Consider the following 26,424-nt stretch of genomic DNA (forward strand, 5'->3'; position numbering starts at 1 on the left):
TAATGATCTATTTGATCACTTTTTTGGTTGTGACTTGTCCGTGCCGGTCAATCTTCAGCACATAAACCCCGTTTACCATGACCGATGAATCGATGGTGGCTTTCATAGAATTTGGTGCTGTTTTCAGAATCATTCTTCCGGCACTGTCATATACCTCCAGACCTGTGATTTCCTGACTTTGGGATTTCACCACAAAGTCGGTACCGTCCCTATATACCTGCAGGCTTTCTTTCACTTTTCCATCGGTTGCCAGAATAGTCTGAGGTTCATAGATGATCTCAAACCTTCCCGTGGTTTCGCCCGCACCGGCCGAGAAGGTATAGCTGCCCTCGCTCAGGTTGACCACCGTGCCGGTCTGGTTGTCTTTCAGGTAAATGTTCTGGCCGTTGGCGAATATGCCTTCCGCCTGGTCGATGGCAATCGTGTAGCTTCCGGACTCGTAATGCCTGCTTCCCAGCGGAACCCTGTCGCTCACCGCAAATGGACTCCTGCCGTTGATGCCGATTTTCAGGCCATCAGTCACACTGTACAGCTCATCAGATCCGCCCGAGGAAAAGGAGTCATCCGGACCGAACCCGTTGCTGCCGCCCGCGAAATACACCACCGCCATCTGTACCGCCAGCTGCCCCGGAGTAACCATCTTCAGCCAGTACCGATCCATTGCCGAACCTCCCCTGCCGAAGAACGGGTTATTTTCAAATTCTTTCACACGCAGATTATTTTTGAAAGTCAGTGTTTTAGAAGAAGTATTGATTATTGTTGCTACAAATGACTGTCCCACGGAAACATATTGTCCCGGAATTTTTCCACTTGGGGCAGTATCAGAAGTTGCAGCTGCTGTCCCTGTAGCGTTGACTGCATTATAGGTCGCGTAGGCATTACCTGAATAATTCGATCCCATTTGGGCATAGGTGGTGTTTCCGATGTTGTCCCAGAAACGGAAGGTGGAGCTCAAATGGCCATCAGCGGCATTGCCGGTGTAGAAGGCCTTAAGATCGAGATTCGAGGGATAAGGGTTTCCGATCAGGTTGTGTCCGCGCATCGTGGTTCCCGGAGTGGTGACTCCCGGTGCAGAGTTGACCGCATTGATGGAAACCTGCCCATTCACCGGAGGCCCTTCAAAGACCGCGTAGAAAGGACCATTGCCCGTAAGCGGCTCTTTCACTGCCAATCCTCTTCCCGCAATGTATGCGCCGGAAGATTCCCCGAAATAGTTAGTACTCTCTATATAGTATTGCACGCTCGGCGAACTCACCGGGTTGCCGGAGCCGTCCCGGTAAATAGTGGTCTTCAGGTTGGCTCCCACCACAGGCGAGATCAGAAAATTGTACTGCTTCCGGCCGGAAGAGACATTGATGTTTCTTTTCACCGTGATGCTGCCGGAGTTCGCTGCGTTATCATTGATCTGGATTAAGTTTCCTCCGCTGTTCACATTTACTGCAGTGGCCGGTCCCCTGTTGGTCAACTCCTCCTGTATTCTCAGTGATGCGGTTTTGGTGGGATCGTCATTGATATTTAAGATACCGCTGGGCAGGACAAGCACATTAAATGCCTCAAAATGAGCATTCCCTTTAATGGTTACCGGTGTTTTCACGATCACGCATTTGGTGATGTCCGGCAGCGTTTTGCCTGGCAGCCATGCGGTAGCCGTAGCCCAGTCTGCAGAGGCAACACTGGAGATGTTGTTATTGTTGTTGACCGTAATATTTCCTACCGCCGAACATCCGTTGACCAAAGTGGCGGTTGCGGACAGCACAAAAGACTTATTGGCTTCCAGCTGTGCCAGACTTGGCTTGATGTAGATTCTGGAGATCGGCTGGTTGGCATAGGGGATGGTAGCTGCCGCATCAGAGTAGATATCCACCGGCGTACCCGTCCAGACAAAGGAAGGCTGAAGCGGTCTTTCGCCAAAAAACTCCACATCGTCCACAGCGACTCCATCCCCCCAATTACATTTGTATCTGATCCGGATCCTTACTGAAGGTTTATTTTCATAAGCCGCCAGTTCTGCCGGAGGAATGGTGACCGTAGCAAAATCATTCCCCTGCCCAATACTTTCATATATTCTTTTTATTTCAGTATAGCTGGCGCCCCCGTCGGTAGAAGCTTCTATGCTCACAAAATCGTCGTCAAGAGTATTTCTATATTTGGAAAAATACACCCTGAATCTGAAGGTCAGGTTACTGTAGTTGGTCGTATTGATCACGGGCGAAACCAGGGCATTTTCCACATTTACGTCCTTCAAATCTGAAGTAGCCATCACAAATTTACTGCCTGCAACCCCGGATGCAATCGCAGGAAACCATACTGACCCGCCAGGAACAAACACACTGGTCCTGTTCTGCCACATGGTAAAGGCATTATTAGCAGTACTCAAAATATTTTGATTGGTAAACACGCCCAGTCCGCCGCCTTCAAATTTTTCGTCGATAAAATAGTCCACTTCCTTATCTCCTGCGGCACTGATGGCGATGATGGAGGAATCACCGCATGCCACTGCAGACCCCGGCGTAAAAGTAATATCCGGCGTCTGTTTGATGATGGCTTTCACCGGGATCCTCACCAATGATTCGCAGCCATTGAATGCGGCTACATAATAAGTAGTGGTGGAAGTTATGGAAGGAGTGCTCCAGGTTCCGGTAGCGGTGGTGCCAATGGGACTGCCCCCGATTGGTGCGGCATACCACCTGAACTCAGTGGGACTTCCGACGGCCACTGCACTTACCGTCACCGGTCCGGTTCCGCATCGTGAACCATCCGTGGTGGAGGTGACAATGGCAGAGCAATTGGCAATCACGGTGAAAATATAATCCTCAGTTTCCCCAAAATTATTGATGGTTTTACAAGGATTAATAGTCGCATCTGCATCTTTGATCCTGATCCTCATCCGGTAATTGCCCGGGGGAGTAGTTGGGGGAATCGCAATACCGATGGTGGTGGAAACAAATCCCGTGGTTACATTAAAAATATTTTCACCGGTATCCGTGAAATCCCCGTTTCTGTTCCAGTCCACCCATACTTTTACAAAGGAAGCTTTTTTATCACTATTACTATTATAGGTATCAATAAAAACATTCAAACCATTTCCCTGTGCCTGCACCGGGCGTGGTGTCAGGTTGGAAAAATCCTGATAACCGGGAGTTACAGTAGAATATGTAGAAGGATTATCGATTACGGCCTGATTGAGGGCACCGCGGAAACTCACCATTTTTATATAAGCTATTGAGGGATCAGCAGTACCAATATCCGCAGTACAGACACACGGAATATCCGAAGTGGTAAAGGTGAAGGTGGCTGAACCGGCTGTTCCACAGCCATTCTTGGCAACCACCCGCCAATAGTACGTAGTGTTGGGAAGCAGTGCTCCGGTAGCGTAACTGTTGGCAGTCACATTAGTAGCGGTCACCGTTGCGGGCAGACTTCCTGCCCCGAAATACACGTCGTAGGAAGTAGCACCCGCTACCGCACCCCAGGAAATAGCGTTAACCGCACCAGTTCCCGCATAACAAACCCCAAATGCTCCGTTAGCCGGCACCGGCGAAACCGCTGGCACCGGAACCGGGATTACGGTTAAAACCGCCGAGGAAGAACTAGTGGAACAGGTTCCGTTCCCCACTGCCACAGAAAAATTACCGGCAATTGCGGCAGCAGGGTATGTGATCGTGAGCGTTGGCGTATTTACCCCGCTATAGGTTGCATCATTGGATAAATTCACCCCGTTTCTCATCCACTGGTACGTGGTGGCACCCGTAGCAGTGACTTTGAAGGTCCCGGTTGCGTTCGTACAGATGGAAACTGCGGTCGGTTGCAAAGTAATCGACGGCGCAGGATTTATCGTAATGCTGTGGCCATTATTCCTTCTTAAGTTATTATTGATTTCCACCACTCCGGATGTAGTTCCTGCGGCAACTACGGCAGTAATGGTTGTTGCATTGACTACCGTTACTGAAGTACAGGCAGTACCATTGATGGTGACGGTTGGAGTTCCCGAAGCAGAGAAGTAATTGCCGGTAATGGTAATGGTGGAACCCACACAGACGGATGAAGGAGTTACGGATGAAACGGAAATAAAATCAAACATGACCCGACCGTTTGCACCGGCACCACCTGGCATATTATTATTGTTATTTCGATAACCACCGCTACCACCGCCACCTGGCACTAGGCCGGGATTGCCTGAGCTTTCACTTGATACCGCTACACCACCCGTACCCAATTGCGAAAATCCTGTACCGGAATTTCCACCTGCACCAGAAGGACCATTATTACCGGCCCTTAAACCATTAGATCCAGCAGCATTAGTTGTACCGCCAGATGCAGAACCACCTGTGCTACTGACTCCACTTACTATTGTCCCCCTATTTCCTAAACCACCCAAACCTGGATTTCCAATAAGGCTTAAGACCGGTAAAGAAGAAGTTATTGAAGACAAAGATCCATTACCACCTTTACCACCATTTGCAGCACCTCCTGCACCTCCGGATCCAACATCGTAGGTGAAAGTATTTCCGGCAGAAACCGCATACTGGCCGGAAGCGGCACCACCGCCGCCGCCGCCATTCCCACCTGTCCTGTTGTTACTTGCTCCACCTCCGCCTCCACCTCCGCCCCAAGCGGCTATATTGATGTGGGTGACACCAGCCGGTACGGTAAAGGTTTTATCAGATCCAGACGTGTTGTCAGTGACTGGAGCTTGCCCAAAGCCCCATCCACATGCGCAGAAAAGCAAAATCGAAAAAACTAAAGCGCTAAACTTTGAACAGATAAATTTTTTTGCCACGTATTATAGTTTTAGTAATTGTACTTTTTTAAAAAATTAATCTCCTTTCTTGAAAATTTCATAATTTGAAAAACAGCTGCCAAAACCAGGAATCAAACTTAACATAATGATTAACAATAGGTAAAAATAGAATAATTAGTTTAATATCCAAAAAAGCTTAACGAAACCAGCAATAAATTAATAAAATTTTAACAAAAACAGCAACAAAAAAAAACAATCAAGGTTACCTTGACTGCACCATGACCCTGCAAAAATTATGCAAAAATCATCAATTCATGAAATTATGATAGAAAATCGATAAACATAACGGACTTCAGTCATCACAATACTAATCTGCTGATCACCCCAAAATTAAATCTGATCAGGATACGCCGCAAAAGGACTCCCGGCTTTTCCCGGAGAAATATTGGCCGGGGCAGCCTCAGAAAAATAGAAAAGTCATTCAGTGCAGACCGATCAGTGATCTATCGGTACCCCATTTGGACTCATCATTTACTTTTAAGAATAATTGGGAGAAACCTGGAATTGGTTAAAAATTCACTATTCCGGATTGCATATGTTTGAAGTCAGAGTCAAAAATGAAACAGGCGGTCGGGAGCCTACAGTTTACCAGCCGGCTAAATCTGATGAGCATCAGGAAAAATTTTCACCCGCATCTGGTGATCCGCTGAAGTAAAAATCTGTTATGAGCCGCCCGAAAGCAGGGTCCGTTCAGAGCAAATTTCGACTCTTTGGTGAGCCCCTTTCAGTCCTGTTTATAGGGACGGCGTATGACAGTATTCAAATTCCAAATCGATCCCTGTCGCCGGATTCAGCAGTTAAAAAAAGATCCGGTGAAACAGGATGGCGTATTCCAGCATTGCCAAACCATAACCAGCATGTTCTTCCGCCGGTTATCCTCTGATGGACCGGAGTACGGAAAAAGTTCAGAACAGGAAGGGAGCCGGGAGGAATAAGGTACGGAACGAAACGGCAAAGTGGAACGGAAGTGAGCAGTGAACCGGCTTCAGGAGTTCAAACCTCATTTCGTGGTCCGTGGGTGTAAAAAAAGATATCGCCGGTCTCTTTCATGTATTGGAAAATACGGATCAAACAGTCAACTGAACAATGAAAGAACAGAAAAAATTCGTTTTCAGCAGAAAATTCGGCGCAATGATAAGCAGCGGATTGACCTGATTTTGGAGACGCAGCCACCCGGAACGTTCCAAAGAACATTTTCCAAGCGGCTGCTGTATTAACTCCCGGGGAATTACCAGCGGTCTTTTTGACCTAAGGCACCCCCTTTTCTGCCCTGAAGAGATTAGAAAAAACAGTAACAAAAACGGGCATCAAAAATTCTGTTAAAGTCTTCAAACCATTTCTCTGACGCGAGAAAAGTTCGTGTACTGCAATGAAGAATCGCAATAATTTTTCATCATTTGTGCTTTTCGCTTCAAAAATACATTAAATATCCCGGTTTTCATTGTTTATTTTTGTCCAAAATGAAAAAAACAGTGAAAACACCTATTTTGAAACCTCAGCATTTTCACCTTTAAATACCCCTTCTTACCCGATGAAATCTAAATAGTATCCCTGTAACACCCAGGTTTTACCGCCTTCCGCCGGATGATACAGGAATACTGATTTTCCGGAACACCCAGAAAACAATCATCACAAGAACGGTCCCATTCCAGCTTCAGGTGAAGGAGGATTTAAAAACTCCCGGAAGCGCATGACCTCTAAAGAACCGGTTCACAAAAAAAAGCCGGACATTCATCCGGCTAATTTATAGGTGTTGATTTCAGGTTTCTCACTTCAGGATTTTCCTGGTGGTGACCTGTTCGCCGTGGTGAATCTTCAGCAGGTACATGCCGTTGCTCAGAGGGTTTCCGTCGATAACAGCTTTGGTACTGTTCGGACGGAGGTTCAGGATCAGCCTTCCCGCACCGTCAAACACCTCGATCATGGTGATCTTTGTGTCCGATGCCTTCACCACAAAGTCGGTGCCGTCCCTATACACCTGCAGGTTTTCTTTCACTTTTCCGTCGGTTGCCAGAATAGTCTGAGGTTCATAGATGATTTCAAACCTTCCCGTGGTTTCGCCCGCACCGGCCGAGAAGTTGTAGCTTCCCTCGCTCAGGTTGGCCACCGTGCCGGTCTGGTTGTCTTTCAGGTAGATGTTCTGGCCGTTGGCGAAGATGCCCTCCGCCTGGTCGATGGCTATTGTGTAGCTTCCGGACTCGTAATGCCTGCTTCCCAGCGGAACCCTGTCGCTCACCGCAAATGGACTCCTGCCGTTGATGCCGATTTTCAGTCCATCAGTCACACTGTACAGCTCATCAGATCCGCCCGAGGAAAAGGAGTCATCCGGACCGAACCCGTTGCTGCCGCCCCCGAAATACACCACCGCCATCTGTACCGCCAGTTGCCCCGGAGTAACCATCTTCAGCCAGTACCGGTCCATTGCCGAACCTCCCCTGCCGAAGAATGCGTCATCCTCAAATTCTTTGGAGCGCGAATTATTATAGAATTTCAGGGTTTTGGAAGGCACGCCGACAATCCGGGCAAAAAAGCCCTGTCCTACTTTAACATATCTTCCCGGAATCTTTTTGCTCGCCCCGGAAGCACCCGCGTCCGATGTTGCCGCGGTGCCGGTGGCGGACTTCACATTATAGCTCGCATAGGAGTTTCCGCTGTAATTAGATCCCATCTGGCTGTAGGTCGTATTTTTATAATTGTCCCAGAACCGGAAGGTGGAGTTCAGGTTGCCGGCTTCACCACCGTTCGTGTTATAGAAGGTCAGAAGGTCGAGGTTTGAAGGATACGGATTCCCGATCAGGTTGTGGCCGCGCATCGTGGTTCCCGGAGTAGTGACTCCCGGTGCGGAGTTGACCGCATTGATGGAAATCTCTCCATTGGCCGGAGGTCCGGCAAAGACCGCGTAGAAAGGGCCATTGCCCGTCAGCGGCTCTTTCACCGCCAATCCCCTTCCCGCAATGTATGCGCCGGAAGATTCACCGAAATAGTTAGTACTCTCTATATAGTATTGCACACTCGGCGAACTCACCGGGTTGCCGGAACCGTCCCGGTAAATATTGGTCTTCAGGTTGGCTCCCACCACAGGCGAGATCAGAAAGTTATACTGTTTCCGGTCGGAAGAGACATTGATGTTTCTTTTTACCGTGATGCTGCCGGAGTTTTCCGGATTCGGATCATCGTTGATCTGGATCAGATTGGCATCGCTTTCCACCACGATATCGCTTCCCGGATCCACCTTGATTTGGTTCCGCACCGTCACAGGACTTCCTGCCTTGATGTTCAGCACCGAATGATTGGTAACCGAAAGAGCACACACATTTAAACCTGCTCCGGAAGTGGAGTAATTCCCCTGTATTTCAGCTGAGAGATAATCAGCAGAACCAGGCACTATACTCCAGCTGCTTCCGTTCCAAACGGTATTTTGTCCCACAATTAATTCGCCGCTCCGGTGAAGGATTCCATCCCAGATGCCACCGTGATTAACATTTGAATCATTGGCGAAACCCCCGTAAACATAATCGCATGTGCCGTTTTTATAGCGGAAGGTGTAGTAATAAGTTCCGCTGGAAGGAGGCATAAAGTCAAACTTATATTCTTCATTATGCAGTTGCCCGTCGCCAGCATCCACTTTCCCGTTGTACAGTGCCGGCTGCCAGTTCACCCAGGATTCAGGATGGGAATTGACGGTGCTCCAGCCAAACTCTGCAGAAAGTCCCGATGACTGCGCAGCCTGATCTGTTTTTCCCCCAATAAATACCCTGCCATAGACCGTGTAAAGCATATTTGCGCAGGAGCTTGCGCTTCCTGGCCATTGGAGGTTGGCAAATGAAGCGGGCAGATCAATATCAAAACTGAGTACATTGGAATACTGATCTTCACAAGCACCACTCTTCACTCTTGCGCGGAAAAATGTTTTGCTCAGCAGGTTCTCCGTCGTATAGCCGGCAGACTCAGCTCCTGCAATATCCGTAAAAGCGACCCCGTCTGAAGAGCTTTGCCAATGAACATTTCCTGTGTAATCTTCCAGCGAAAGGGTGACAGAATTTCCCTTGCAAATGCTTCCGGTTACCGCGGAAGCAGCAGTTCCTGCCACAGCAGCCACATCCACCGTAAGCAGTCCGCTGACGTTAACGGTGTCGTCCCAGAATCCGCCGCCTCCGGAATGATAACCACCGTAAGACCACGGACAGGTCGGTCCACTGCGGTAGCGGAAAGTATAATAATAAGTTCCCGCCACGGATGGCGTAAAATCGTATTTGAATTCATCATTATTTCCCTGCTGACTGCTGAATGAAGCATTTTGCCAGGTCCACCCCGCTCCCGAAGGATTGCTGTCGGAGGTGCTGTAACCGAACTGAGCCTCGATTCCTGCTCCCGCGCCAGCCGCTTCGGTAACACCGGCAATATAAATCTGACCATAGGCGGTAAACGGACTCCCCAGACACAGATTGCCGTTTTGGGGATTATGGAGATTGGCCCAACCTACTGTGGTGCATGTAACCAACACATTAAGCGTATAATCTTCCGTTTCTCCATATTCAAAAGTCTTATCATAATCAGAGTCATTTAACTGATCATCCCATAATACAGAGCGAATTCTTAATCTTTTTGGACCAGAATTTGTTGAACTGGGCACCGAAACAGTAAAATTTAGAATCTGATTTCCAGAAGTCGCATTAGGAGATATGCCAATGAACTCGTCAGCATCTGCAAAGTCGCCATCATCATTCCAATCAACCCATGCAGCAATTTTTCCTGAATTGTACGGGGAACCTAAATCTCGATAGGTGACTTTTAATGCATAGGAATTGCCCGGAGTCACATCTGTGCTCAGGTTATATTTATTGTAACCTGTGGGAGTATTCCGAAAAATAACGGAAGCATTCGACGCGTAGTTTGTTATGGCAGTAGTATTATTAATGCTTCCTATATTAACATTACCAATTTGAACATAACCAACATCACCAATCGCTGCAGCGTTCGCATATTGGTATGCTGCATGCTTATACTTGTCTTCTGCTGTATATGTGATCGTTAAATAGGGCTTATTCACCTCTGTATATCCTGCTATAACATAATATCTCTGAGTAGTACCTGTACCCCAGGAAGGACTAAAACTGACAGCAAAGAAAGCTGTATCATTTCCCGATTTCTTTTCAATTTCATCCAAAGCCAAAGTATTTGATCCAGGCTTTAAATCCACAGTAGTGTAAGCGCCGGCATTTACGTTTGGAATATAATTGTATGCACCCGTACTGTTAGTACTGGCGGTAATTGCATTATAAAGAGTTGTATAATTATTGACCCAAATTAATCGGGAAAGATCAAATGCAGTATGGCCGATGTTGATGTTAGATGTTCCATTACTGCCGTGGGTCCCCCCTTTGCTATTTATGTACAAAGAAATTCTTGCATCGGTGACACCTGATAACGAAGGCAACGAGGTTAAATTAAAAGTTGCCCAGCCTCTGTACCAACCACCAGAATAACCAGCTGCCATATTCCCGCTGCCTCCACCCGTACTGTATGTCTGTCCTGAGGAAAAGTTAGTATTGAATGGATATGCCGACACAGTAGGATCAATTGCTATAGGATAGACTCTACTTTCGCTGTTTAACCATGAAACCTTCACTTTCGTATAGAAAGTGACGGAGTTTCCTTCTTGACTGAAACTTATTTCTGGATTCATTCGTGCTGGCAGACCAATTACATTTGGATTATAACCTTCAATAATTGCAGGCGCACTGTAACTGTATATGACCTGACCTTTCCTGTCAACTACAAAAATTCCAGAAATTTTTTCATATTCTTTTTTCAGTTTGTTATATTGTTGCAATCCTTCAACAATTTTGAAATTTTCAGATATTTCAAATTCCTCAGCAAAAACCAGGTACTCAGCATTATGGACAATTTCACCCAAAGAGTTCTTATCAGGAATAATATAATTCAGTTTTCTTTGTCCTGATTTTACGGTAAACTCCGCAGAAATCTTTCCAAACAAATGATCATAGTACACCTTGTCGCCCTCTATTCTCGCCGCCACATCAGCCGAGGTTACCGGTTGAACTTCCGCGCCGTTGACTTCCCAATACATTCTCGTATTCAGAAATTCCCGGATTTCACCTTCCTTGGTTTTAGACATGATCCCCTTAGAAGAAGTGGCTCCGAAATAGGATTCCATCAGGTTTGCTTTGTTGGAATAGCCGTAACCGCCATAGGAATCTTTCTGCACCTTGGTATCAATATCTTCCCATCTTCCGTCTTTTTTGTAGTGGATGGGACCTGAACCGATAACCGCAGTGTAGCTTCCATCAGCATTTTTAAAATGTTTTGCGAAAGCGTCGCGTTTGGACAGTTCCTCAGGTTTCCCACGCATCTCCTCCAGTGGTGAACGCTCATCCTGAGACCCGGCATGGATGGACGCCGCTTCGGGGACCTCATTTACTTTTCCAGCCTGTACCAGGGACGGTTTGCCGGGGGTATTCTGATTATTTCTTCTGAGCTGTGCATGCGAAAAGAAAGCGAAGAGCAGCAGGAACAGCAGGAGGTAGCGCCAAGGTAAGGTGACCTCTTTCCTGCGAAATGGGTGTACTATTTTTTTTTTCATCATTCTAAAAAATTTGGGGCATTAAAAAATGCAAATGCCAGTGCGGTCAAAAAGAAGCATATCTTCTCCCGCCTACTTTTACGGAGCAAAAAAGGCTAAAAGTTTAAAACAACTGGCTGATTTCTTTGTGAAAAAAACCAGACAATATGCTGAAAATGAATTGAACTTATTTCAAAATCCTGCGCACTTCCACCCCATTCCGGGTATAGATTCTCAGGATATAGGCACCTTTTGCAAGGGAATCTGCAGCAATACGGACTTCTTTGGACTTTGAATTCCTGGTGCTTACCATTCTTCCGCTCATGTCATAAACTTCAACTGAAGTAATATCTGTGCTGTTCGAAGAAACTACGAATTCAGAATGATCTTGATAAACTTTAATTGAGTTTTTATCCTGCTCTGAAGTCGCCATGGAAAGCGCGGTACCACGAACAATGATATCATCAATGATGAATCCACCTCCTGTACCGTATCCTTCATCTACAACCATGCGGAAAGCCAGTCGAAAATTCGCCTGGTTACTTCGGCTTGCCGGCAAAGTCAGAGTCGCTGTTTGCACCCCTGCATTTCCAAAATAAAGTCCTCCCGAAAAGGTACCGCTTTGACTGGTTGTCCCGGCTTGCCCCGCACTCTGATCCATTGCCCAGGTTGCTCCACCATCAATCGAAGTATTCACAGTTCCATAGTCATACACGGTACCGTTAAAAACTTCGCCAGTACATCTCCACTTAAACTCCACGGTAATATTTTCATACCCCACCGTAGAAATACCTACATGCGCCCATCTTGTGGTGAAAAAGGTCTGGTCTGTGGGAGGCGTTCCATCCCAAGTCCGGAAATGCTGATTGGCAACATTGGGACTATTTCCATTGTAAAAGCCCATTCCTAAAGACCTGCCGGAGATAGGAAGCACATTAGCGTTACCACCGCTCGCTACATCTGAAAAATTCCACAAATGCCTGTACACACCGCCATACTGCGCCGCGGTAGAACTGGTTAACCAACCGTTGACCGGGGTGGTTTGAGAAACAATGGTATTGGTGAAAACGCCGTTATTTCCATCAAAATTCTGCTGATAAATAATCTGCTGCTGAGCAACCAACGAAGTGGAAGCCAGGATGGAAAAATAAACGGTGACTTTTTTGAGCGTAGATAGTTGAATCATATTTTAAGTAATTTTTAGTAATGGAGTTATGTTCAGACATCTCCCGATCAACAAAAAAATGTCGGTTCAGAGATCTTCATCTAAAAATTTCTTACTTCGGAATATTGAACTCGCACCATGATTTGGAGTAAAATTTTAAAAGCTGGCCAATAATAAGCTCGGTAAAAAATTCATCGCAAATAAATCAAGATTTAACGATATGTTAAAGATAATGTCTATCCATTTTCGGTAATATAGAAAGAAAGGAAAGAGTATGTCTTTCATAATCAGTGTTTTAAATTTTTCTTTTAGCACCCTTCTGCGACCGCATATATCGCCCTACATATCCATCCGACCCCAATGATCAGGTTCTTTCTCCGGGAAAACTGAGCCAAAAAATTCTATAAATTTGATTTATCTGCTGTTTTTTTGTATCCCCATCACTTGGTTAACAATAAAAGTTTATATTTGAATTATTGATAATTTTAAAAACATTGCATTGAATATTCAAAATATAGTTCATCAATCATATAGAAGAAATTCACCTTTTTCCGGTAAAACCATTCTTTTCCGAAAAATGAATGGATGGGGATTTCTGTGTGTTTTGTGGAGCAGCATTTTTTTTGCGCAGCAAAGCATCACGAAGGAAACGATCAACAGACAGTTTGATACGGCACTGCATTATGTGACCTCTGACCATCCTGAAAAAGCGATTCCTATATTAAATGAAATCGGCATCAACAGCAAAAAAATCGGATACAGTTCTGCCATCGCAAGGGTAGGAAACGCTTTGGCCATTGTTTATTTCAACAGTTCAGATTACAATAAAGTCATCAATCTCAGTGAAGATTACCTGAAGGCAGCAGAAGAAGTAAAGGATTATGGCAAAATGTCTCAGATATACCGGATGAAGGGTTGCGCCTATTCCGAACTTGGATTAATGAAAAAAGCAGACGAGGAATATGAACTGGCATTAAAATGTGCCGAAAAGATTGCACCGGGAGACGGAAAGCATTATGCGTTGAGCGTTATCTACGGTAACCTTGCAACCCATGCCATCAAGAGCGAAGCCCAATGGGATTCGGTGTATGCCACCCTCAGCAAAAGTATAAAGGAAGCCAAAAAAATCAACGAGTACGAAAAGGACTATATTTCCAAAAAATACAGCCTGATCGCCTATGCTTATATTATCCTTGCCAACGAATATTTCAAGGCAGATGACCAAAAGAAAGCAGGCGATTATTACTTGAGGGCGCTGCATATCCATCAGGAAAAACCCGTGCCGCTCGTGGAAAAGGTGGTACTGATCAACGAACTTGGCTCTTTTTATTACAGTCTTAAAGAGTACCGTAAAGCAGTGAAATATGCAGAGTACGGACTGAGCATGGAGAAAAAAGCAAGTTTTCCCCAGTTGAGGAAAGGGCTCTTTGAAACACTTTCCAAATCTTACCTGGAGCTTCAGGACACCGAAAAATCAAGAAAATACTTTGATCTATTCACGTCGCTCAATGACAGCATTTCTAAAATTGACCGAAAGGTTTTGAGCAGTACCGTTTCTAAACAGGAACAGGAATTCCTACACCTTATCGAAAGGCGAAATTTTACCTACTTGCTGCTTAGTCTGGTACTCGTGGTAGGTGGCATTTCCTACTTTCTTTACTATAAAAGAAAAAAGCAGCTGCAGATCCAAAAAATTGAAAAACTCCTGAAAAACCTGAAAGACAGGCAGAGCCAAACCAAGGCAGATCCGGTACTTGAACACCAGCTCGATAAAGCAATTCACAAAGAGGAAGATATTGCAATAATGCCACGCGATGCGGAAGAAAAACTACTGGAGAAACTGCATACCTTCGAAGAGGAGCAGCTCTATTTGGAACGCAAAGTCTCACTCTCCTATGTGGCCACAATCATTGAAACCAACACCAAGTACCTGTCTTACCTTATTAAAAAGCACAAGCAGAAAGACTTCAACAGATATATCAACGACCTGAGAATTGAATACATTGTTCAGAAAATAAGTGAAGATCCCACTTACCGACAATATAAGATTAATGTACTGGCAGAAGAAAGCGGTTTTTCTTCACATTCGAAATTTGCAACAGTTTTTAAAGCCAATGTGGGAGTATCCCCGTCTGAATTCATTAAATATTTCAGCAAAAAAAACAGTTCGCAGTAAGGTGGACAGTACCGACCTATTTACTGTATTCTGCAAATTTACCGCAAATGAGGCAATGAACTTCTGCCGACTTTCCAAAATAACCCAGAGAAAGCCCCTCATCAGTACGGTTGAGCGCCTGATATTTTGATGTTCACTTCACAGCTTCGGTCAGACGACCATGAAAAAATCACAAAAAAAAACCGGACTTTCATCCGGCTAATTTATAGTTGTTGATTTCAGGTTTCTCACTTCAGGATTTTCCTGGTGTTGACCTGTTCGCCGTGGTGAATCTTCAGCATGTACATGCCGTTGCTCAGAAGGTTTCCGTCGATAACAGCTTTGGTACTGTTCGGACGGAGGTTCAGGATCAGCCTTCCCGCACCGTCAAACACCTCGATCATGGTGATCTTTGTGTCCGATGCCTTCACCACAAAGTCGGTGCCGTCCCTATACACCTGCAGGTTTTCTTTCACTTTTCCGTCGGTTGCCAGAATAGTCTGAGGTTCATAGATGATTTCAAACCTTCCCGTGGTTTCGCCCGCACCGGCCGAGAAGTTGTAGCTTCCCTCGCTCAGGTTGGCCACCGTGCCGGTCTGGTTGTCTTTCAGGTAGATGTTCTGGCCGTTGGCGAAGATGCCTTCCGCCTGGTCGATGGCGATCGTGTAGCTTCCGGACTCGTAATGCCTGCTTCCCAGCGGAACCCTGTCGCTCACCGCAAATGGACTCCTGCCGTTGATGCCGATTTTCAGTCCATCAGTCACACTGTACAGCTCATCAGATCCGCCCGAGGAAAAGGAGTCATCCTGACCGAACCCGTTGCTGCCCCCCCCGAAATACACCACCGCCATCTGTACCGCCAGCTGCCCCGGAGTAATCATCTTCAGCCAGTACCGGTCCATTGCCGAACCTCCCCTGCCGAAGAACGCATCATCCTCAAATTCTTTGGAGCGCGAATTATTATAGAATTTCAGGGTTTTGGAAGGCACGCCGACAATCCGGGCAAAAAAGCCCTGTCCTACCTTAACATATCTTCCCGGAATCTTTTTGCTCGCCCCGGAAGCACCCGCGTCCGATGTTGCCGCGGTGCCGGTGGCGGACTTCACATTATAGCTCGCATAGGAGTTTCCGCTGTAATTAGATCCCATCTGGCTGTAGGTCGTATTTTTATAATTGTCCCAGAACCGGAAGGTGGAGCTCAGGTTGCCGGCTTCACCACCGTTCGTGTTATAGAAGGTCAGAAGGTCGAGGTTTGAAGGATACGGATTCCCGATCAGGTTGTGGCCGCGCATCGTAGTTCCCGGAGTGGTGACTCCCGGTGCGGAGTTGACCGCATTGATGGAAATCTCTCCATTGGCCGGAGGTCCGGCAAAGACCGCGTAGAAAGGACCATTGCCCGTCAGCGGCTCTTTCACCGCCAATCCCCTTCCCGCAATGTATGCGCCGGAAGATTCACCGAAATAGTTAGTACTCTCCATATAGTATTGCACACTCGGCGAACTCACCGGGTTGCCGGAACCGTCCCGGTAAATATTGGTCTTCAGGTTGGCTCCCACCACAGGCGAGATCAGAAAGTTGTACTGTTTCCGGTCGGAAGAGACATTGATGTTTCTTTTCACCGTGATGCTGCCGGAGTTCGCGGCGTTATCATTCACCTGGATTAAGTTCCCTTCAGACTGTACCACGAAATGATCCTGACTGCCGAGATTAATCACCTCATAATTTGATGCAACATAGTCATTGGCTCTGATATTCAGATTATAATTTGCATTCAAAGTCACCGTGCAGGCTTCGAAGCTTCCGTGAAGTGCCGTATCATAATCCGCGGCGATAATCACCCTGGATTTCTGATTAGGTGCACCCTTGGTCCAGAAAGTCCCGTTCCAGGTAGTGTCCACATCTTTAAACTGAATTGAATTGGATGCCGTGTAACAGGTTGCTCCATCTTCGCGAACCTGACAATAAAATTGATAGTCATTCAGTCCGGCTCCGGACAAGATAGACAATTCGGAAGTATTTGCACCCTGGATTTGGGCATTGTCGGTTACCGGATTCCATACATTGGTTCCCGGAGAGAGCATATACCATCGATAAGCAAGCATTTTCCCTCCCGGAAACCCTTCGGTCGCCGTAACCGAGAACTTCGCTTTGCAGGACAGTGGCGGTTGTGGCTGCGCAGTAATCTGTGGCGGATTCCCGGCAGGCAGAGCCGGCGCCACTCCTCCCGGCAGGCAATCCGTTGACGATACCGGCGTTACGGTCCAGGAAGAAGCGGTGTAAGTGGGATGATTACCCAGTTTACCCGCCCCTCTTTTCAGATAATAACCCACATAATTTGGAGCTTGCACTTCATCATAAACCGTAGTGCCGCTCGCATTGGTCAACTGAAATTTGTCATCGTCGTTAAATCCTGACATGATCGTCCCATTTCCTGTTGATGCCGGTGATGAACACTTATTGGCTCCGGCAACACGAATGATTTTCAGTTCACCCGGCAAAATATTTCCGGAAAGCCCATTAGTGTATTTTGCCAATAGTTCCGTGGAAGACGGTGCCCGGTAAATCTCATAATTGGCAAGATTTTTCGCGGAAGCTGTTCCGTTAAATATGGAGATATAACCTCCACTTCCAACTTTTTCATCATAAACTTCGTAAAGGATCAGGTCGGTCGCCAATGTTCCGGAAGCCGCTTCACACCCGAAGAATTCTTTAGTAATCACAGTGAAAGGCTGGGTAAAAATACATCCCGTAGCCAAACGAACGACCAGGTTTCCGTTTTCGGCACCGGCCGGAATGGTCACTTCCATTTGAGTCGGCGAAATGGGATTGGTATTAAGCGCCACGCCATTGTATTTTACCGTGGCGCCGGTAAGATCATCCGTAGGAGTCGAAGTAATGCTCACTACGGTATTGGCCGGTCCGGATGTTGGAAACAGCGTAAGCGAAGGGACCGAAGAACAGGTTCCTGTTCCCTGAATGACAAAGGTATAAGGGTTTTCGTTCCCGGTGACGTCATTATTGCTGATGCTTACGGTTGCCCTTAAAACGCCGGCTGTGGTAGGATTAAATTTGATCTTAAATCCGGAACTGCCGTTAGCCGCAACAGATGCAGCCGGCTGCAGCGTCACTGTGAAATCCGAAGGATTGTCCCCTTCCAGCTTCACTGCAGGAGTTCCGGTAAGCAGAAGTGGTGAAAGCCCGAGGTTTTCAACAGTAAAATCCTTTTCGGCTGTACTTTCCCCCAAGGAAGTGTTGAGAAAAAGCGTATTATTTAATCCCATCACACTGGTAGATCCGGACGGGATACTGAGCAAGTTTCCTTTTACATTAATTTCCGGACCGGCGGCACGAATGATATTGAGCGTATAATCCTCCACTTCACCGTATTCATATCCGGTTTGACATGGGGTTAATATAATATCGGTATCATCATAAAAATACTGCGTAGCAATCCTCATTCTGGTTAGTCCCACGGCAGCGTTAATTGGAATGGTAATTGCCAGCGGCGAGAATGCCGTAGCTTGATCAAGTCCTTCATAGGCATCACCCAAATCATAAACTTCACCACTTTCAAACGACCCGTTGCGGTTCCAATCTATCCAAGCCTTGGTATAGGTTTGATATCCCAAAGTATTTACTTTTACACTGAGGTCATATACCTCCCCGATAATAACATCGGTGGAAATCGCTGTGAAATCCGTGTACGCAGGATTTCCTGAGGATGTATTGTCAATCGTATTGAATTTAACGTTGGTAATACCTGTTTCATCATCGGTCGCAACATTGGCTGTTGAGGAACAATAGGACAACCCTGTAGTTTTACAGACTTGCACTCCTGAACTCCACTGGTTACTGTTGACCTCCCTTACAAATATTTTGTAGCAGTACTGGATTCCTTCTGTCAGTCCGGTGACCGTCACTGTATTCCCTGTTCCTTTATAGACCACCTGATTATTTCCTGCAAAAGCAGTTAAGGCATTATAAGCGGAGCCATCTCCTGAAGGAACAAGGGTTACAGAACCCTGGCTTGCCACCACCATGTATTCATAGCAGCCGACCGATGCAGGGACCACATTCCACGAAACCACCGAAGAAGTGGGCGCCACCGATGCTGCAGGATTAGCAACTTCCGGTACTTTTACCGTATATTGCTGATTCCATGATCCCGGGATATTGATTCCATTCGCCCATCCGGTTTGGGTTTCCCCATTATAAGCCACCACTTTGAACGTATATTGCTGACCTGTCGTCAATCCGGTAACCGTGGCGGAAGTTCCGCTACCTTTGTAAACGGCTTTGCCTAAATTTCCTGAAGTACCGTAAGTAGTAGCTAAATTATAAGCTGAATCAGCAATATAACCTGAAGCATTTCCCGCAGAAGTGTCTGGTTCCGATGGAACCACCGCCCCTGGAAGGGCAAAAACGATATAGCCGGTAACAGTAGCTCCAGTCGTTGGTGCCGTCCAGGAAAGAGTGAGCTGATTGTTTCCGATACAGCTCTTCAAAGTTGATGCATTATTGGGTCTTTTATTGATAACGTGCAATGTTACGGTATTAGAAATCACCTGGCACGTTCCATTGTAAACTATTACCCGGTATTGTTTTCCTTCGTCCGCAAGCGTTGTTGCAGGGGTCGTCAAATTAACGGAATTCGTACCTACATTTACCCACGTTGAACTTGCAGTGTCGTAGGCTTGCCACTGTTTATTCGGAATAGGCGAGCTGGAAGTACCCACATTAAATGTTGCGGTACTTCCGTCCTGAACGGTTTGATCACTTGGCTGTGTAGTAATTGAAGGCATGGTATCCACAGTAATAGGCGAAGAAATCTGTGTTCCCCAGCAGTTGCCATCATAACCCCGGATATAATAATTTTGAGCAGTCGTCACCACATAAGGATTAGATTTTAATGGGTCGGCGATGGATGGAATCACAGGATTCGTCATCGAAGTCCCATTAGTCGTGGTTTGCCAATAGTAGATAACTCCCGCAGCAGGTTCGCCGGCAGCAAAATTATAAACCAGAGCAGTGCTTCCACAGCTTTTAGCAGCAGTGACAGATCCGGACGGGGTGGGCGTCCCACATAAAGTGACAAAATTCTGAACCGCACCATAAAAATAGTTGGCGCCATCATATGCATAGGACTTGTAGGAATAGGTGGTACTGGAAGACAGTCCCGAAAGAGGAGCGTTATAGGCACCTGTAGTGATCGCAGGAGGCGCGGTGGCCACTGCAACTTTTGTGACCCCGGTTCCGCCGACGGTTGGATTAGCGTTCACCGCATTTAAAGCATATACAAAACCTTTCTCCTGGGCAAGGGCTGAACAGCTTCCCAACCCGGTCACATTACCATTAAGAGTTGCTGAACTGGACGTAATTAGTGAAGCTGCAGCACTAGTGACTGTGGGTGAAGTGGAAACATTTACTGTCAAATTTGCTCCGTTGTTGCTTCCAATGACGGTAGGATCACTTGCTGTCACCCGGATTCGGTAACCGTTTCCTGCGGCAGTTCCTATTGGAATTGCGGCGTTAATCGTTCCGGAATTTGCAGCGGATGAAAGGGTTCCAATATTCACAGGAGCGGCAAAACTACCGGTCGCGTTGGAAAGCTCAGCAGCATACACATTTCCGGAATTGAATGTTCCGCTGCTGGTAAAAGGGACGGAAACTGAATCACCTGCACAGAATGTTGAACCTGTGATGGTTCCGGTTGAGATGGTGTGAGCTGGCAGCGTTCCAATATCCATAGGTACCGGAAAATAAACTTCCACATCATCATTATAAAGATAGGATTCATTGTTTGTACTTGAATTTCCAATAAAAGTAGTACTGACTATATTGCTGTTATTAGCAAGTTCAGCTTTTGCCAAATCATCACCAACTAACACCCCATTTATATACAAATCAAATGAATTAATTGCAACAGTGCTTGAAAGACCATTATAATTATAATTTAGTATTCCTACATTTCTATTATTACCGACTATCTCGATCGTATAAACCATGCCTTGACTAAATGTCGTTTCAGACAATCCATTAGTATTCCAATTTTTCCCGTTCCGATTCTGTAGGGTAACCGTACCCATATTAGTAAAAGTAAATCTAAGGCCCGTAAATACCATACTACCTGTAAAGTCTGCATTATCTGAATACATGGTACCATTTCCTTGATAAAAGGACCAAACTCCAGATTTAGCAGAATTAGTAGAATTTGAATCCCCAAAAAGGACTTTGAATTTTGTATAAAACTCAGTCCCTCCACCATATCCCACAATTGGTGAAAATTTAGTGACACTTGCAGTTGAAGATGCTGCAGCTTTCACAAAAGCTCCGGAAGTGCCTAAAGGATTTGAAGTAATACTTAAATTAACAGGAGCATTTGGCGCAGTAGCTCCACCTCTTGCTAAAGTAGTACCTGAGCTTGGATTCGGAATAAATGTTGTCGAAGATGTTTGAGAAGTATGGGTTCCTCCTACTGTTCCATAATTTTGAAAACTAATTTGTCCACAAACGATATCACTAAAAAAGCATATCAATAAAAATGTGATTTTATAAAACGAAAATAATTTTGTCTTCATAACCAAATATTTAGGCAACAAATCTACATTTTTTTTCCATCCATTATAAAAACAGATTACTTATTTTATAATCATTTAATGAAAATTTAATATTTATTTAACCAAATGCCCTTGCATGTTAAGGAATTCAATAACCAATATTCATTTAATTTGCTTTATTTACATTATGTTAAATTGATGGTTTTTACCAAAAACAACCAATTTCAGTTCTTTGCAATTGGAACATCGATCGCTTCATCCACCAACAAAGCATTTCCCAAAAATTGACCCCATCAGAAAAAAGTGCTCCAGGTTTTTCGAAAAAAATCCGTTTTTAATAAAAAGTTAATACTGCTATCCTCTTTTTTCCGGGCGTTATGGCAAGATTTTGCCCCAAAATGTGGAACGCCATAGAAGGCATCACTTTGTGGATTTGTAGATAAGTAAGATAAAACCCCTGATAATGAGATTTTTAATCCGCATGCACTCTTTAAAACCCATTTGGAAACAGTTGATAAAATAATCGCAAATGATTTGCTTTTTTGATGGGATCTCCCCAATTTTACTTCACAATCAAGTCAACGTTGCAGAGGTACAAACCGGCAGCCGAAAGGTGAAAAGTTTTAACTCAAATGGAGGCCGGGTTCCAAAACCGGATCACAGACTTTCAGAATGGAGGCGAATTTCGAAAGAAGGTCGCCGAAAAACCGGAACGAAACGAAGGAAGACCAAACCCAGCCAAAAAAAATGCACAGACTAAAAGTATCCCAACTTTCAGACTGATTTTCAGAGATGGAGACCGCATGGTGAAATCCCGAAAAAAAGGAAGAAAGCGAAGATTTAAAAGTTCTTATACAGAGATCGGAAACAAAAGTCTTTAAACGGTCCGGAAACAGCAAAGAAACCGCAAAGTGGAACTCTGAAATCCGGAAAAGAAAGGAAAGGAAACAAAAAATCGCGTTGGAGCAGAAAGTGTTCACCGATTTGTCGAAGAAGTAAGATGAAACCGAAAGGTGCCATTTTTCGACTTTAACTTAAAAATCGGTACTGGAAGCGAAAACAGAAGTAGAAACTTTAACTGATGATTCAGCAACAGAATTTGCAAAAGTTCAACAGCAGAATCATCAGTTTTTTATTCCGGATAATCGCAAATTCACAAAGCTTCGTCAGCGGAACTGATTTTTTTTTGGCACATAGATAAGGATGTGATGGTCAGAAACAACGGAATCCGTGCATTCGCAGCATCTCCCTTTCCCGATATTTTTCCGAAATTTGCCCCATGCAATCAACCCGCAAAATCATCCACGTGGACATGGACGCCTTCTACGCCTCCGTGGAGCAGCACGACAATCCAGAGCTGCGCGGGAAACCAGTCTGTGTGGGAGGCGGGAAATATGGCGTGGTGGCAGCAGCAAGTTATGAAGCAAGGAAATACGGAATACGCTCTGCAATGCCCGGAAGATTGGCCCTGGAAAAATGCCCGCACCTGATCGTGGTGAAACCAAGATTTCAGCGGTACAAGGAAATCTCCCAACAAATCCGGAATATATTTTACGAATACACGGACTTGGTGGAACCGCTCTCTCTGGACGAAGCTTATCTGGACGTGACGGAAAACAAAAAACAGATGGAATCGGCCAATGAAATCGCCCGGGAAATCCGCAAAAGAATCTTCGAGGAGACCGGATTGACCGCTTCGGCGGGAATTTCCGTGAACAAATTTTTGGCGAAAGTCGCCTCCGATTACCACAAACCCAACGGTCAGAAAACCATCCATCCCACCCAGATTCCGCAATTTATGGAAGAACACCCCATTGAAAAATTCTACGGAATCGGGAAAGTGACCGCCAACAAAATGCACGAACTGCATATTTTCACAGGAAAAGACCTGAAACAGAAAACCCTGGAACAGCTCACCACACTGTTCGGAAAATCAGGAATTTATTATTACAACGTGGTGCGCGGAATCCACCACAGCGAAGTAAAACCGCACCGAATCCAGAAAAGCGTGGCGGTGGAAGAAACGTATTGGGAAAACCTTCTGGACGAGGAATCAGTTTTCAGGCAGTTACTTGCCATCAGTGAAGATTTGGAAGGCCGCCTGAACCGGAAAGAAATCAAGGGGAAATCATTGACCCTAAAAATCCGGTACAAGGACTTCTCGCTGTTCACCCGCAGCAAAACCCAGGACGTCTATTACGAAAACGCCCAGGATTTCTTTGAAACCGCCCAAAAACTCTGGGAACTCCGCCCATTCGACAAACCGGTGCGTTTACTGGGTTTGTCGCTTTCCAACCTCAACACCGGCGAAACCAAACAGGTTTCGGTGCAGCTGCGGATCCCCTTTGAAGATTTTTATTGATCGGAAAGACTGTTTTGTGTACATATTCCTGGAAATGAAAATTTCGCCAACCTTTTTCCCCTGGTCGATCTTCTTCAAACTCATGACCCATCAAAATCTTTTTAGCTAAGATAAAACTCAAACAAAGTCAACCTTATTCCCTCAGTAAGAAATATGGAAGGACACCTAATGGATGCTTCATGGATGCTTCATGGATACTTCATGGATAGTTCATGAGTAGTTCATGAAATCAAGATCACTAAAGTGTCTTCATTTTTATCAGAACTGAACCGCGCACTTCATCAAAAACATTCCAAAAGTTATCTACCCTCTTTTCTTATCATACATCAATTTGCACTCCAAACATTGCCCCTATTTTTGCGCCATAAAATTTTTAAAAAAAAATCAGCAATGAAAAAATTATCAGTTCTGGCGCTTGCAGCCGTAATGTTTGCAGTATCTTGTAAAGAATCAAAAACCGACACCGCAACTACTACCGAAGTACAGGAAGTAGCCTCTCAACAAGGTGAAAACTTTATAGTAAATTCCGAAAGCAGCACCATCAAATGGACAGGATACCACAAAGGTGGACTCAACCCAAGATTCGGTATTGCACTCACCACCGGTGAACTGAGTGCAGAAAACGGAAACCTCATCGCAGGAACGCTTACTTCTGAAGTACAGTCTATCAAAACAGACCTTGCTTCGGTAGATCCAAAAACCACAGAAGGAAAAACAGCAGCCGATCTGGATGCACACTTGAAAAGTGCAGACTTCTTTGATGCAGAAAAATACCCTACCGTGAAATTCGACATCACTAAAGTAGAAGATTTGGCAGCAGATGCTCCGAAAAGCAACGTGGAAGGTGCCAACAAATTGGTAAGCGGAAACCTGACCATCAAAGACAAAACCGTAAACGTGACTTTCCCTGCGAAAGTGGAAGTAACCGACAGCCAAATCAGCCTGGTTTCCAAATTCACCATCAACAGACAAGATTGGGGATTGGCTTACGGAACTGAAGGTGACCCAAAAGACTGGATGATTTCACAGGATGTAGATATGGATCTGAACATCGTGGCAAAGAAATAATCCGCTCCGTCACCTCAAATAAAAATCACCTCAAAATTCAGTTTTTGGGGTGATTTTTTTGATTCACTTTTAAGATCAAACGGTGGCCGACTCCCGTTTAAAAATCTGCTTTCCCCATTCTGAAACCCGTACCGGTTTTAACAAATTGTTTTCATCCTACCCAAAACCGCAGTTTCGCCATCTTAAAATTAAAGTCTAAAACAAAGGCGTTTTCGGAAAGGTTCATTTTTTGCATCCAGAAAAGCATGAATCCAACTTTACTTCAAAGTTTCCACTGGTACTCCGAAGGAAACGGCAGTCTCTACAATCACATTAAAGCCAGTTCCGAATGGCTCAGAGAACTGGGAATCAGCGCGGTTTGGTTTCCGCCCGCATATAAGGGTGCAGGTGGAGGTTATTCGGTGGGTTATGACCCGTATGACCTGTTCGACTTAGGGGAATTTGACCAAAAAGGAACCATTCCCACCAAATATGGTACAAAAGAGCAATATCTCGACGTTATTCAAACTTTAAGGCAGAAAGGCATCCAGACTGTTGTGGATATCGTGCTGAATCACAAAGCTGGAGGCGACGAAAAAGAAACTTTCCAGGTCAAAAAAGTGGATGAGCATGATCGAAACGAAGTGGTTTCCGATGTTTTTGAAATAGAGAGCTACACCAAATTTACTTTTCCGGGCCGCGGAAAACACTATTCGGATTTTGAATGGAACTTCACCTGCTTTTCGGCGGTAGATTTTGCCGAAGGTGAGGAAAAAGGCATCTACAAAATCATCAATGATTACGGTGACGACTGGGAAGAACTGATTTCTGATGAAAAAGGAAATTATGCCTATTTGATGTACAATGACATTGACCACAGAAATCCCTCTGTGCGGGAAGAACTTAATTACTGGGGGAAATGGTACCATGAACAGGTCGGTTTTGATGGTGTTCGCCTGGATGCCGTGAAACATCAGTCGCCGGAATTTTACAAAGAATGGCTCCAGCTTTTACGTGCCAATACCGGGACAAATATTTTTGCGGTTGGCGAATATTGGGCACCTGGACATCTCCATCTGCTTCAAAAATACATAGAAGAAACGGAAGGAACCATGTCGCTTTTCGATGCCTCACTCCAGCAGAATTTTCATTTTGCCTCCAAACAGGGTGCAGCATATGATTTGAGGAAAATCTTTGACCAAACCCTCACCGGGGCAGATCCTGAACATTCCGTAACCGTGGTGGCCAATCATGACACACAGCCTTTGCAGCAGTTGGAATCCGTGGTGGAACCATGGTTCAAACCGATTGCTTATGCCCTGATTTTGCTGAGAGAAAGCGGTTATCCCTGCATTTTTTATCCCGATTTGTTCGGCGCAAGCTACCGCGACAAAGGCAAAGATGGCAATGACCACGAAATCATCATGGATAAAGTGGACGGAATAGAGCAATTATTAAAGGCAAGGAAAGAAAACGCCTATGGAGTTCAGCGGGATTATTTCGAAGACGCCAACTGTCTCGGCTGGATCCGCGAAGGCGACGGCACTAACAAAGGCTGCGCCGTGGTCATCAGCAACAGAGACTCCTATGAAAAACCCATGGAAATGGGCAGACCCTATTCCGGGCAAACCTTCTACGACCTCCTCGGAAGATTTGAAGAAAAAGTCACCATCGATGAAAATGGATGGGGAAATTTCCCGGTTCCGGCAGGGAATGTGAGCGTTTGGATTCCCGAATAAAAAATTACCGTACTG

The 26,424-nt window shown here is 45.5% G+C and carries 9 protein-coding genes; 5 read left to right on the forward strand and 4 right to left on the reverse strand.

The genetic code is table 11. The annotated features are described in order from the left end of the window. Positions 1–7 precede the first annotated feature (7 nt). From L0951_RS01860 to L0951_RS01870, 3 genes are all read right to left on the reverse strand, one after another. Positions 8–4,780, reverse strand: coding sequence for a GEVED domain-containing protein (locus L0951_RS01860; RefSeq protein WP_234109126.1), 4,773 nt, complete (start codon positions 4,778–4,780; stop codon positions 8–10). Positions 4,781–6,569: 1,789 nt separating this feature from the next. Continuing rightward, positions 6,570–11,408, reverse strand: coding sequence for a GEVED domain-containing protein (locus L0951_RS01865; RefSeq protein WP_234109127.1), 4,839 nt, complete (start codon positions 11,406–11,408; stop codon positions 6,570–6,572). A 163-nt stretch (positions 11,409–11,571) separates the two neighbouring features. Beyond that, positions 11,572–12,570, reverse strand: coding sequence for a T9SS type A sorting domain-containing protein (locus L0951_RS01870; RefSeq protein ID WP_234109128.1), 999 nt, complete (start codon positions 12,568–12,570; stop codon positions 11,572–11,574). A gap of 556 nt (positions 12,571–13,126) precedes the next feature. Here L0951_RS01870 and L0951_RS01875 point away from each other — a divergent pair. Then, a complete protein-coding gene (locus L0951_RS01875; protein WP_234109129.1) occupies positions 13,127–14,725 on the forward strand; it encodes a helix-turn-helix domain-containing protein in 1,599 nt (532 codons plus the stop codon). 227 nt (positions 14,726–14,952) lie between these two features. Here L0951_RS01875 and L0951_RS01880 read toward each other — a convergent pair whose 3' ends face one another. After that, positions 14,953–21,282 carry a GEVED domain-containing protein gene (locus L0951_RS01880; protein ID WP_234109130.1) on the reverse strand — a complete coding sequence of 2,110 codons (6,330 nt, stop codon included), beginning with the start codon at positions 21,280–21,282 and terminating at the stop codon, positions 14,953–14,955. Between the two features lie 611 nt (positions 21,283–21,893). Here L0951_RS01880 and L0951_RS01885 point away from each other — a divergent pair. The 4 genes from L0951_RS01885 to L0951_RS01900 all read left to right on the forward strand — a co-directional run bounded on the left by L0951_RS01885 (position 21,894) and on the right by L0951_RS01900 (position 26,409). Further along, positions 21,894–22,142, forward strand: coding sequence for a hypothetical protein (locus L0951_RS01885; RefSeq protein WP_234109131.1), 249 nt, complete (start codon positions 21,894–21,896; stop codon positions 22,140–22,142). A gap of 398 nt (positions 22,143–22,540) precedes the next feature. After that, on the forward strand, positions 22,541–23,623 hold the full coding sequence (gene dinB / locus L0951_RS01890; RefSeq protein ID WP_234109137.1) for a DNA polymerase IV: 1,083 nt from the start codon (positions 22,541–22,543) through the stop codon (positions 23,621–23,623). A 390-nt stretch (positions 23,624–24,013) separates the two neighbouring features. Beyond that, on the forward strand, positions 24,014–24,691 hold the full coding sequence (locus L0951_RS01895; protein WP_234109138.1) for a YceI family protein: 678 nt from the start codon (positions 24,014–24,016) through the stop codon (positions 24,689–24,691). Positions 24,692–24,936: 245 nt separating this feature from the next. Next, positions 24,937–26,409, forward strand: coding sequence for an alpha-amylase (locus L0951_RS01900; protein WP_234109139.1), 1,473 nt, complete (start codon positions 24,937–24,939; stop codon positions 26,407–26,409). Positions 26,410–26,424 lie beyond the last annotated feature (15 nt).

It is taken from the genome of Chryseobacterium sp. R2A-55 (assembly GCF_021401085.1).
In the GTDB taxonomy this organism is placed as follows: domain Bacteria; phylum Bacteroidota; class Bacteroidia; order Flavobacteriales; family Weeksellaceae; genus Kaistella.